Genomic DNA, 11,588 nt, shown 5'->3' with positions numbered 1-11,588 from the left:
GCTCGGGGCATCCGCCGGTCGTGTCAGTTGCCTTCGATGGCCTGGCGGGGAGCGCTGCCGCCGGCCTTGAGCTCGGCGAGGCGCGCCTCGACCTCGGTCAGCTCGCCGAGGTCTTCCAGGCTCTCGAACTGTGCGTCGAGGCTCGACGCTGCGAGCTCGATCTTGCCCTGTGCGATGGCCTCCTGGCGGCGGACCTTGTCCTCGAAACGGCCCAGCTCGCTGGTGGGGTCGAGCACGTTGATCGAGCCGACCGCGTCCTGCACCTTGGTCTGCGCCTCGGCGACCTTGGCACGGGCGAGGAGTTCGCTGCGCTTGTTCTTGAGCTCGACCAGCTTGTCCTTCATGCCGTTCAGGCCGCTCTTGAGCTTGTCGACGATCTCGGTCTGGGCCGCGATCTGCGGCTCGGCGCCCGTGGCCTCGCGCTCGGCGCTGATCTGACGCTGGAGAGCGATCTTGGCCAGGTTGTCGAACTTGTCGGCGTCGGCGGTGTTGCCGCTCGCACGCATCTCATCGGCCTTGCGGCTGGCGGCGAGGGCCTTGTTGCCCCACTCGGTCGAAGCCTGGACGTCTTCCTCGTGGTCGCGCTCGAGCAGGCGCAGGTTGCCGATGGTCTCCGCGATCGCGGACTCGGCGTCGGCGATGCTGTTCGTGTAGTCGCGAACGAGCTGGTCGATCATCTTCTGCGGGTCTTCCGCAGAGTCCAGCAGGGAGTTGATGTTCGCGCGGACGAGGGTCGAGATACGTCCGAAGATGGACTGCTTGGTCATGCGTGGTTCCTTTCAGAGGGCGTCTTCGAGAGCTTGTCGTAAGTGTCTGTGTAGGGGATCAGAAGCGTCTACCTCCCGATCGGCCGCTGCGGCCGCTGCTTCGCGAGCCTCCGCCTCCGAAACCGGAGCTGCGGAAGCCTCCCCCTCCCGAGGAGCGCCAGCCGCTGCTGCTTCCTCGACGAGAGGAGCCTCCGCCTCCACCCGCGAGCAGGCCGCCGATGATGCCGCCGAGGATGTCGCCGCCGATCCCCGAACCGCCCGACGACGATCCGGAACCGCCGAAGGGGCCGCCGAAGCCGCCCTGGTCGAAGCCGGGAGGGGTGTAGGACTGCACGTCGGACTGCGCCGCGGACGTCGCCTGCCCCGCCAGAGCGAGCGCACGATTCGCTTCCGCCAGCGCGGCGTCCGGATCGGTGGCTCGCAGACTCAGCGCCTGCGTCAGACTCGCCTCCGCGTTGGCGAGACGCGTGCGTGCGGTGGAGCCCACGGTCCCACGACGGGTCTCGATGAACTCGCGAGCAGCACGGATCTCGGAGGTCGCCTGCGCGAGGGTGTGCTCCAGCATCTGCTGCACACGGCGGGCGCGTTCGACGCTCTCCCGACCCTGCGCGATCGCCGCGTCGATCTGTGCGTTGGCCGCGCTGAGCGCCTCGAGCACACGCTGCGGATTGCGCGCGGAACCGGCGAGCTCGGTCTGCGCCACCTGAAGCTGCTGCGCGGTCGCGGAGGCCGCTGCGGCGATCGTGCCCGTGGGGTCGGGAAGCTGCTGCGCTGCGGCGAGGTCTGCCTGGAGCTCGGCGACGAGCGCCTGGGACTGCGCCTCGATCGTGGAGAGCTCGGCCCCCAGCGTCGAGACAGCCTGTGCGAGCTGCGCGGCCTGCGCGACGGATTGCTCGGCCGTGCGGATGGCGAAGGCCGCCTCGCCCGAGCGCCCGGCCGCGATCGCCTGCGCCGCCGCCTCGATCGACCGATCCGCGAGATCGGCGCGTTCGCGGGCCTGGGCGGGGTTGTCTGCGATCATCGCGAGCGCCGCCGGTGCGTAGGTCGTCGACAGTGCGGCGAGAGCCGGGGATGCCGAAGCGAGGACGGGGTCGAGGGCCGCGCGCTCACCGCGGACCCGCTCGAGCTCCTGCGGGGCGTTCTGCTCCAGCTTGCGGAGGGCGTCGAAGGCCGCCGTGTTGTCGTCGAGGATGTCATCGATCTCGTCGGCGATCCGGATGATGCGGATGTGCCAGGCCCTGCGCTCGTGGATCGTGTCCTCGATCTCGTCGTCGAGCTTCTGCTTGAGGTCGAAGGCCTCGGAGATCTTCGCCTTCGCGGCGTCGACGACGCGCGTGAACTCCTCGGTCGCTCCTTCACCGAACTGCGCGACGGCGAAGCCGAGTTCCTCTCTGCTGGAGGTGATGGCGTCGTCGGCCTGCACGAGCGCGAGTCCGGCCTGCGTCTCGACCTGCTGGTCGGTGAGGGTGGAGAAGGGATCGGCGGGGTCGGGCGTCTCCGGCATGGCTCCGCGTTCGCGGATCTCGGCCCTGCGGCGTGCGCGACGCACCAGCGCGATCACGAGCCAGAGAAGCAGTGCCACCGCGATGACGGCGACCACGATCAGTCCGATCCGCAGCGCGCCGGCGCCCCCGTCTCCCTGGATCTCGTCGGCGGCGAGGGTGATCGCGCCGACCCAGTCGCCGTCTGCGGCGAAGGGGACCATCTTGTCTTCGATGCTGTCGAGCTGGCCGAAGCTCACCGGACCGTCGGGTGCAGCGGAGATGTAGTAGCTGCGGCCGTCGACGGCGATCGCGAGGAGATACTGCTCCGTGCCGAGGTTGTTGTTCTGCGCGACCGTGTCGGCCCACTGCACGTTGTCGGTGGGATTGGTGAAGTCGTCGACGAGGACGACGAACAGATCGGCGTTCGAGTTGTCGGTCAGCTCCTGGAGCCTGGCCTCGACGGTGGCTTCTTCGTCGGCGCTCAGCACTCCGGCCTGGTCGGTGACGTAGCCGGCGTCGAGCGTGACCGGATCGGTGGCGGATGCCGCGGAGGCGGTGAACGCCCCGGCGACCGCAGCGAGGGTGAGTGCGGCCAGCGCGAGCCACCGTTTCGTCATCGTGTTCCCTCCGACCGGCAGCCGAGCCCCATGCCTTGAGTCTATGCACTCCGTCCGACACGCGACAGCACTCACGGCGGGTTCGCCGTTCGCCCTAAGCGCAGACACATACGCTGGGAGGCATGGACGACATGTACGGTTCGGATGTGCTGGCGACGGGCTGGCGCGACCGCGGCGCGAAGCAGGTGCCACAGGTCGCGGCGGAGGCGGATCTCGTGGTCGAGGTCGCCGACGACGGCTTCTGCGGTGCGGTCACCCGAGTGCAGGGCGGCAACGTCGAGTTGGAGGACCGCCTCGGGCGCCGGCGCCTGTTCCCCCTCGGCGGGGGGTTCCTCATCGACGGCGCACCTGTCCGGCTGGTCGTCCCCGCAGCGAAGGAGCAGGGACCTCGCCGGACGGCCTCCGGTTCCTTCGTCGTCGCCGACCAGCGCGCCCGCGTGGCCCTGCCCAGTCGGATCCTCGTCGAGGGCAAGCACGATGCCGAACTCGTCGAGAAGGTGTGGGGCGCCGACCTGCGGGTCGAGGGAGTGGTCGTGGAGTTCCTCCAGGGCGTGGATCTGCTGGACGATCTGCTGGCCGCCGAGCCGCCCAGTGCGACGCGACGCTACGGCGTCCTCGTCGATCACCTCGTCGCGGGCTCGAAGGAGTCGAGGATCGCGGACGCCGTCGCGCGCGGCCCGCACGGACGCCATCTCCGCATCGTCGGGCATCCTTTCGTCGACGTCTGGCAGTGCGTGACGCCGCGGGCTCTCGGCATCGCGAAGTGGCCGGAGATCCCGCGCGGCATCGAGTGGAAGGTCGGTATCTGCCGCGCGTTCGGCTGGCCTCACGAGACGCAGGCCGACATCGCCCGCGCCTGGCAGCACATCCTCTCCAAGGTCACGACGTATAGAGACCTGGAACCGGCGCTGCTGGGCCGTGTGGAGGAGCTCATCGACTTCGTCACGGCTCCGGCGGTCTGAGCCGCCGCGGTCGCCGCGGCACCGGAGGCCACGACGCCGGCGGCTACCCTGGAAACATGCCCGAACCCCGTACCTTCCGAGACGAGCCAGTCTCGTTCGTGCGCCGCAGCGGCCGGATGTCCGACGCGCAGGAGCGCGCCTTCACCGAGCTCGGCCCGCACTATCTGCTCGATGTGCCGCGCGATGTCGCCTGGACCTCAGTGCACCCCGAGGCGCGCTTGGACCCCGCGACCGAGTACGGACGCTCGGCGGATCTCTACGTCGAGATCGGCTCGGGACAGGGGCATGCGATCGTGGCGGCGGCCTCGTCGCGCCCGGATGACGACTTCCTCGCTGTCGAGGTGTTCCGCGCCGGACTCGCTCGGACCATGCTCGATGCCGATCGCGAGGGCGCCCGGAACCTGCGCGTGGTCGAGGCCAACGCACCCGAGGTGCTCTCCTCGTTCCTGCCAGAGGCGGCCGCGCGTGAGGTGTGGATCTTCTTCCCCGACCCGTGGCACAAGAAGAAGCACACCAAGCGCCGTCTGGTGCGGCCCGGATTCGGCGACGCCGCCGCGAGGGCACTGCGTGACGGCGGACTGCTGCGACTCGCGACGGACTGGGAGGACTATGCGCTGCAGATGCGCGACGTGCTCGATGCCGAGCCGTCATTCGAGCGCGCGTTCGACGGAGAATGGGCAGATCGCTTCGACGGACGGGTGATGACGGCGTTCGAGCGCAAGGGCATCGCTAAGGGGCGGGACATCCGCGACCTCGTCTATCGGCGCAGGACGCGCACATGACCGATGTGCGGCGCGACACGAGGCAGCGGTGGAGCTTCGTGCCGGCGCTGCTCGTGTGCGCCGCGGCTCCGGCGTTCTTCGTGCTCGAGATCCCCTGGCTCGGCTGGACGCTGCTCGCGGCTGGCATCGCCGTGGCCGGTCTGATCGAGCGGGGTCGGCACCCCGAGGACCAGGTCGTGAGCGTGGGGTCGCGCCGGGAGAGCGCGAGGGCGATCGGCCTGCACCGGCCCCCGTCTCTCACCAGGGATCTCTCCCTGATCGCGATCGGCCTTCTGATCGTGAGCATCATCCCGTTGGCCGCAGAGCTCGACAATCTCGCGATGCTGCGCTTCACCCTCGCACTCGGCGGGGCGGTCGCGGTGCCGTACCTGATCTCGCGGTTCGTCTATCGCGACCGCGCGATCAGCTTCCCCTGGCGGACCCATAAGCGCTGGGGCGGGCTGCAGTGGGGCTGGCTCGTGGCGGTGCTGGTGCTCGGCTGGCTGATCCTGCCCTTCTACTTCATCACCAGCGGCGTGTACCAGAACTGGCCGGTGGTCGACACGCCCGATCTCATCGCGAGACTCTTCGTCGGCGTGGGCGCTGTCGGCATCTGGGACGAGCTGTTCTTCATCTGCACGGTGTTCGCTCTGCTGCGGCGCCACTTCCCGGATCTCGTCGCGAACCTGCTGCAGGCGATCGTCTTCGTCTCGTTCCTGTGGGAACTGGGCTACCGCGAGTGGGGACCGCTGCTGACCATTCCGTTCGCCCTCCTGCAGGGTTACATCTTCCTCCGGACGCACTCGCTCGCCTACGTCGTGACGGTGCACCTGCTCTTCGACGCCGTGGTGTTCGCCGTCCTGGTGCACGCGCACAACCCGGGACTGCTGCCGATCTTCCTGGTCTAGAGCGGCACATCCAGACGCGCCGAGTGTCCGGGGGCGTTTGGTGTGCGGCGCCCCGGCGCGGGACAATCGCCGTATGCTCATCGTCGGTCTGGTCCTCGCCGCGGCTGCCGCCGCTTTCCACGTGTTCATCTTCGCGCTCGAGTCGCTGAAGTGGACCGAGCCCGAGACGAGGAAGATCTTCGGCGTCGCCAGCGAGGCGGATGCCGTGACGATGAAGGGGCTCGCGTTCAACCAGGGCTTCTACAACCTGTTTCTCGCGCTGACCGCGCTGCTCGGAATCGGTCTGACGATCGTCGGCTTCGCGACCGTGGGTCTGACCCTCGTGTTCGCCGGCACCGGCATGATGGTCGCCGCTGCTCTGGTGCTCGTCCTGTCGGATTCCACCAAGGTCCGCGCCGCCGCGATGCAGGGAACCCTCCCGCTGCTCGCGATCATCGCCACGGCCATCGCCGTCGCCATCGGGTGAACCCTGCCGGGTTCGCCATCAGCGGCGGACCACCGCGGCGACCGCGCTCACCTCGATCAGTGCGCCGGGCACGCCGAGTCCGGCGACGAGGGCGGCCGTCACCAGCGGTGGAGCGTCGTCGCGGGCGAGCGTGGATGCGACGGCGCCGTACGCGGCGCGCAGATCGGCATCCTGATGGATCAGCACCGTCCAGCTGATCACATCGTCGAGTCCCGCGCCCACGGCTTCGAGTGCGATGCGGGCGTTCTCGACCGCGCGGAGTGACTGCTCCGCCGCGTCGTCCGAGACGAGGGCGCCGGTGTCATCGATGCCGTTCTGCCCTCCGACGTAGATGGTCGTGGCGCCAGGTGGCACGACGGCGACGTGGCTGAAAGCGGGGCTGACGACCAGCCCCTGCGGTTGCATGAGTGCGATGTCCATGCCGAGAGTGTGCGCGGCACCACGGACATCCGCAACACCATCGCGGAGGCGGACGAGCTCAACTGAGCGCAGCCGCCGCAGGGCGGGTACGCGAAAGGGCCGCCCGCATGCGGACGACCCTTTCCGGACAGCAGAGCGATCAGAACTTCAGCAGCACCTTGCCCACGCGGCCAGGCGTCATGCTGAGACGCACGGCATCGGCGATTTCGGCGGCGTCGAACACGCCGGCGACCGGGAGGGTCAGTGTCCCGTCGGTGACGCGCTGGATGAGCTCGCCGAACAGGGCCCCGCGCGTGGCGGCATCGAGCTGCTGGATGACCTTGCTGCCCCAGAAGCCCTTGACGATGGCCTGCTTGAAGATCACATCGGAGGAGGCGATCTCCATGACGGGGGAGTTCATCGCCCCGAACGCGACGAGCGTGCCGCCTTCGCTGAGGAGCGAGAGCACGTCGCCGGAGGCCGAGCCGCCCACGGAATCGACACCGGCGAGGATCGGCGCGCCGCCGGTCAGGCGCGCAGCCTGCTCGCGCCAGTCGTCCTGATCGGTGGAGATGACGTTGTCGATGCCCTGGGCGCGCAGCTCTTCGACACCCTCCGCGCGACGCACGAGCCCGAGCACGTGCACGCCGCGCGCGGCGCCGAGCTGCGCGAGCATGCGTCCGACAGCGCCGTTCGCCGCGTTCTGCACGATCCAGTCGCCCTCGTTGACGTCGAGGAACTGCAACAGGCTGATCGTGCTGAACGGCATCGAGACGAGCTGGGCCGCGCTCTCATCGGAGAGGGAATCGGGCACGGGGATGAGTCCGGCGGCGTTGGCCACGATGTACTCGGCCCAGGCCCCGAACGTGCCGCCGGTCGCGACGCGCTGTCCGACCACGAGGTGCTCGACGCCCTCACCGAGAGCGTCGACGATACCGAGGGCCTCGGTGCCCGAGGCCGCAGGCAGTTCGGGCTTGAACCCGTAGGTGCCGCGCACGGTCCACAGGTCGTGGTTGTGGATGGGGGAGAGGACGATGCGCAGGCGGACCTGCCCTGCTGCGGGCTCCGGAACGGGACGCTCCTCGACCGCGAGGACGTCTTCGGCTTCGCCGAACCGGGAATGGATGAGTGCACGCATGATGTGGTTTCCTTTCCTTCCGCTGATCAGTCGTCCGATACGGTGATCGTGACGTCGATGTTGCCGCGCGTCGCGTTCGAGTAGGGGCAGACCTGATGTGCGGCGTCGGCGAGTGCCTGGGCCTGGTCGTGCGCGAGCTCGGGGATGACCACCTCGAGTTCGACCGCGAGGCCGAAGCCGCCGGCGCCGTTCGACCCGATCTGCACGCGCGCGCCGACCGAGCTGTGATCGATCTTGATCTTCTGCGCCCGCGCGACGGACTGCAGAGCGGAGTGGAAGCATGCGGCGTATCCGGCTGCGAAGAGCTGTTCAGGGTTGGCTCCGTCGCCGCTGCCGCCCATCTCCTTGGGGATGGCGAGATCGAACTCGACGCGACCGTCGTTCGTGGCGACGTGTCCGTTGCGGCCGGCGCCGGTGGCGAGGGCTTCTGCGGTGTAGAGGGCTTCCATTGAGGGGTTTCCTTCCGGGAGGGTGGTCATTCGCCGGCGCGCAGCGCGGTCGCGCCGGTAGCCGGTGTCGAGACACCGCGCTGGAGCAGAGCGGTGAGTTCGTGGAGTTCTGCGATGAGCCGGCGGCGGTGCGCGTCGTCGCGGATGCCGGAGAGCTGCGCGATCTGGGCCGGGATCTTCGCGAGGTCCCCGCGGAGCGCCTGGCCTGCGGCGGTGAGCTGCACCGTGACGACGCGCTCGTCCTGAGCGCTGCGCGTCTTCGCAACCAGGCCCGCCTGCTCGAGGCGGCGCACCAGCGGCGAGAGGGTCCCGGAGTCGAGTTGCATGGCGTCCCCGAGGGAGCCGATCGTCTGATCGCCTTCGTGCCACAGGATGGCGAGGACCAGGTACTGCGGATATGTCAGCCCCCAGGGGGCGAGCAGGGCCCGGTACGCCTGCGTGGTGGCGCGCGCAGCGGAGTAGAGGGAGAAGCACACCATCTCGTCGGTCATGGGCATGAGTAAAGCATTGCATGCGATTCAATTGTGCACAACTTGATTTAACGCGCGAGGATGCCCTTGAAGGCGCATCCGGCACAGCACTAGCTTTGGTGCCATGTCGCACCCCGTACGCTCGACGAGGCCGGGACCCACGGTGCGATTCCGGCCGCCGGCACCCCAGCCGGGTGCCCTTCGTCGCGATCGGGTGAGCGCGGTGATCGCGGAGGCCGTCGCCAGAGACCCCCTGACCGTGGTCAGCGCCCCCAGCGGATTCGGGAAGACGACCTCGGTGGCCGAGTGGGCCTCAGGGCTCGAACAGGTGGCGTGGCTCGGGCTCAACGCGTTCGACTCCGACCCATCGCGGCTGACCCAGGGTGTGGTGAACGCGCTGCTCCGGGGTGCGGAGCGCTCGGGGCGTCGCCTGGACCTGGACCGGGATCTGGACGACCCGCACCGGGCGTACGAGGAGATCTGCAGAGCGCTGGAGGATGCGGACCAGCGCGTCCACCTGATCGTCGACGATGCTCAGCGTGCAGGGGAGGACTGGCGTGCGGGACTTCTGGGGATGCTGGCCGAGCAGGCGCCGGACAGCCTGCGGATCGTGCTGGTGGGGACGACATTGCTCGAGGTGACCCTCTCCCGGCACCGCGTGACGCATCCGGACTCCTTCGTCGGTGCGGACACGCTCAGCTTCACGGATGCGGAGGTGCGGCTGCTGCTCGACGGGGAGACGGACGGCCTCTCGGCGCAGACCATCTTCGAGGAGACCCAGGGGTGGCCGATCGCGGTCAGACTGATGATGATCGGCGGAGCGAGGCCCGACCAGCGCGCACAGAGCGCCGCCGGCTTCCTGGGCAACTACGTGCGGGAGCACGTGCTCGCGACGCTCCCTCCCGATGTCGCCGACTTCGTCCTCGAGGGGAGCGTCTGCAGCGAGCTGACCCCTGCGCTTGCGGCCGCGGTGACCGGCCGCTCCGATGCGGCGGCCCTGCTCGAGACCTGCGTGCGACTCGGACTGTTCCTCGACCGTTTCGAGGGCCCCTACGGGGTGGTGTACCGCTGGCATGCCTCCTTCGCCAGGCGATGCGCCGAGATCCTGGACATCGATGCCGAACGCGCCGCTGGATGCCACCGCCGCGCCGCCGCCGCGCTGCAGGCGACGGATCCGACAGCATCGATCACGCACTCCCTCCATGCGTCCGAGTTCCTCACCGCACGGGAGACCCTCCTTCGCCATTGGCTCGGCCTGGTGGTGGGGGCGAGGGCGGACGAGGTCGAATGCACAGCGATGCTGATGCTGCGACGCACGCCCGATGACGCACAGGTGCTGCTGGTGCGCGCGTGTGCGAGCGACGTGCTCGGCAATCATCGGGTGGCCCGTGAGCTGTTCCGGCGCGCGGAGGCGATGATCGGTCGATCGGGCGACGGCGAGGAGCCCGCGGTGCTGCAGATCGCCCGGCTCTTCATCGCCGACGAGCGTGCAGAGGTCGCGGATGCGAGTGCGAAGGTGCAGCAGATGCTCCTCGATGCGGACTCGACGGGCCTCGGCGACCGCGCCGCGCTGAACTATCTCCTCGGGTGGACCGAGATCCGGCACCGCGGCAACCCTATGGTCCCGCTCGAGTACTTCTCCGCGGCGGCCAGGGAGGCGCAGAACCTGGGAGATCGAGAACTGGCGAAGCGTTCGCTGGGGCACCTCGCCTTCGGGCAGACCTGGGCCGGTCATCTCATCGACGCCCGCCGGTCGCTCATCGCCGTTCGTGGTGCGGAGGATGTCGGTCTTCCCTGGAGCACCTATGCCGGGGGAAGTGCGGCAGCGGCCGCGGGATACGTCTCGTACTGGTCGGGTGAGCTCGACGAAGCGATCCGCGAGTTCGGCACCGTGATCGCCAACGGCGGCTCTGATCGTTCGTTCACGAATGTGGCGCGCATGATGATCGCCTACGCGGCAGCGGAATCAGGTGATGTCACCGCCTGCCGTCGCGCGGCGATCGGCATCCAGGAGATTCCCCTGGAGGTCGTGCACGGCGTCTCCTGGCCGGCGTTCCGCGAATCGTCGGTCGCCCTGCTCGAAGAAGCCGTCGGCCGAACGGATCGAGCGATGCGGATCGCGCGCAAGTACATCCAGTGCCCGGACCTTCCCGTCGTCAACGTGGCCCTCGCCGGCGTGCTGCGCCGCGCCGGTGACTACACCACCGCCCTGGAGATGCTGCGGGCGCCGCGCGTGTTCGCGGAGGTGTCCTACGTGAAATCGGCGACTCTGCTCACGGCAGCCCTGCTTCGACGTCAGGCCGGACACCATGACCAGGCGCATGAGCTGTGCGAGGCGGGGGTAGCCGTCGCCTCGGGGGAGAACATCCGCCTTCTCTTCGGGCCGCGCGAGACGGCCGTGCGCAAGCTGCTCGGCGAGCATGTGCACTTCGGTACGCAGTTCGAGGACTTCATCGGCAGGTGTCTCGCGAAGGGCACGGCCGGGTCGCTGGTGGATGCCCTCTCCGGGCGTGAACGCGATGTCTTCCAGCAGCTGCAGACCGCGCGCACGCTGCACGAGATCGCACGCGAACTGGCGGTGTCGATCAACACCGTGAAGACCCACCAGCGCGCGATCTACCGCAAACTCGGGGTGTCGTCGCGACGCGAGGCCGTGCGCACCACCGTCTGATCGGGACGAGCTCGCCGATGCGGCGCTCTCGCCGCCCGGCGCGGATGCCGGTCAGCTCAGCGCACGCGCCTTGATGGCGGCGAACTCGTCGGCGTTGATGGTCCCTGCAGCGAGCAGTTTGGAGGCCTTGTCGATCTCGTCGCTCGGACTGGAGCCGGTGACGCTGCGAATGTAGGAGTCGGCGGCATGCTGCTGCTCGCGGTACGCCGACGCGCTGCGCTCGCCCATGCCTCTGCCGCGGGCGATCAGGTACACGAGCGCCGTGAGGAACGGGACGAAGATGAGGAAGATGATCCACACGGCCTTCCACCCGCCGTTGAGCGTGTGATCGCGGAACAGGTCGGCGACGATGTTGAAGAGCACCATGAGGTAGGAAACGAACACGAAGACCCAGAAGAACCACCAGATGATGTCCCAGAAGCTTTCCCAAATGGACACTTCGCACCTCTTTCGTCGAGTTACTGCGTAGGGCGATCGTGGCAGCGTGAGCAGACGA

12 protein-coding genes are annotated in these 11,588 nt (G+C 68.8%); 5 read left to right on the top strand and 7 right to left on the bottom strand.

Annotated features, from left to right (window positions below):
* Positions 1 to 23: 23 nt before the first annotated feature.
* Both D514_RS34945 and D514_RS39425 read right to left on the bottom strand, forming a co-directional pair.
* A complete protein-coding gene (locus tag D514_RS34945) occupies positions 24 to 767 on the bottom strand; it encodes a PspA/IM30 family protein (RefSeq protein WP_017831053.1) in 744 nt (247 codons plus the stop codon).
* 58 nt (positions 768 to 825) lie between these two features.
* Positions 826 to 2,868 carry a TPM domain-containing protein gene (locus tag D514_RS39425; RefSeq protein WP_017831052.1) on the bottom strand — a complete coding sequence of 681 codons (2,043 nt, stop codon included), beginning with the start codon at positions 2,866 to 2,868 and terminating at the stop codon, positions 826 to 828.
* 122 nt (positions 2,869 to 2,990) lie between these two features.
* Between D514_RS39425 and D514_RS34935 the strand changes: the two genes are divergently transcribed.
* The 4 genes from D514_RS34935 (at position 2,991) to D514_RS34920 (ending at position 5,965) form a co-directional block, all read left to right on the top strand.
* Complete coding sequence (locus tag D514_RS34935) at positions 2,991 to 3,830, top strand: DUF3097 domain-containing protein (protein ID WP_017831051.1); 840 nt, start codon at positions 2,991 to 2,993, stop codon at positions 3,828 to 3,830.
* A gap of 56 nt (positions 3,831 to 3,886) precedes the next feature.
* Entirely contained in the window at positions 3,887 to 4,612 is a 726-nt protein-coding gene (gene trmB / locus D514_RS34930) for a tRNA (guanosine(46)-N7)-methyltransferase TrmB (RefSeq protein ID WP_031206294.1), read from the top strand.
* Complete coding sequence (locus D514_RS34925; RefSeq protein WP_017831049.1) at positions 4,609 to 5,499, top strand: CPBP family intramembrane glutamic endopeptidase; 891 nt, start codon at positions 4,609 to 4,611, stop codon at positions 5,497 to 5,499. The genes trmB and D514_RS34925 overlap by 4 nt, the downstream gene beginning before the upstream one ends.
* A 73-nt stretch (positions 5,500 to 5,572) precedes the next feature.
* Entirely contained in the window at positions 5,573 to 5,965 is a 393-nt protein-coding gene (locus D514_RS34920) for a DUF1304 domain-containing protein (RefSeq protein ID WP_017831048.1), read from the top strand.
* 18 nt (positions 5,966 to 5,983) lie between these two features.
* On the opposite strand, the gene D514_RS34915 is transcribed toward D514_RS34920, so the two are convergent.
* From D514_RS34915 to D514_RS34900, 4 genes are all read right to left on the bottom strand, one after another.
* Positions 5,984 to 6,385 (bottom strand): RidA family protein, encoded by a 402-nt coding sequence (locus D514_RS34915; protein ID WP_017831047.1) that lies wholly within the window; start codon positions 6,383 to 6,385, stop codon positions 5,984 to 5,986.
* Between the two features lie 139 nt (positions 6,386 to 6,524).
* Complete coding sequence (locus tag D514_RS34910) at positions 6,525 to 7,502, bottom strand: zinc-binding dehydrogenase (protein ID WP_017831046.1); 978 nt, start codon at positions 7,500 to 7,502, stop codon at positions 6,525 to 6,527.
* Positions 7,503 to 7,528: 26 nt separating this feature from the next.
* Positions 7,529 to 7,951: an organic hydroperoxide resistance protein gene (locus D514_RS34905; protein ID WP_017831045.1), complete on the bottom strand. Its 423-nt coding sequence runs from the start codon at positions 7,949 to 7,951 to the stop codon at positions 7,529 to 7,531.
* Between the two features lie 26 nt (positions 7,952 to 7,977).
* Positions 7,978 to 8,448: a MarR family winged helix-turn-helix transcriptional regulator gene (locus tag D514_RS34900; RefSeq protein WP_051056610.1), complete on the bottom strand. Its 471-nt coding sequence runs from the start codon at positions 8,446 to 8,448 to the stop codon at positions 7,978 to 7,980.
* A 97-nt stretch (positions 8,449 to 8,545) separates the two neighbouring features.
* Here D514_RS34900 and D514_RS34895 point away from each other — a divergent pair, with 97 nt between their 5' ends.
* Complete coding sequence (locus tag D514_RS34895; protein WP_144053062.1) at positions 8,546 to 11,092, top strand: LuxR C-terminal-related transcriptional regulator; 2,547 nt, start codon at positions 8,546 to 8,548, stop codon at positions 11,090 to 11,092.
* A 51-nt stretch (positions 11,093 to 11,143) separates the two neighbouring features.
* Here the strand turns inward: D514_RS34895 and D514_RS34890 are convergent, their stop codons facing one another.
* Positions 11,144 to 11,530 carry a PLDc N-terminal domain-containing protein gene (locus D514_RS34890; protein WP_017831042.1) on the bottom strand — a complete coding sequence of 129 codons (387 nt, stop codon included), beginning with the start codon at positions 11,528 to 11,530 and terminating at the stop codon, positions 11,144 to 11,146.
* Positions 11,531 to 11,588 lie beyond the last annotated feature (58 nt).

The sequence above is a fragment of the Microbacterium sp. UCD-TDU genome (genome assembly GCF_000340625.1).
GTDB lineage: Bacteria > Actinomycetota > Actinomycetes > Actinomycetales > Microbacteriaceae > Microbacterium > Microbacterium maritypicum.
This window is presented reverse-complemented; position numbering and strand designations above follow the sequence as displayed.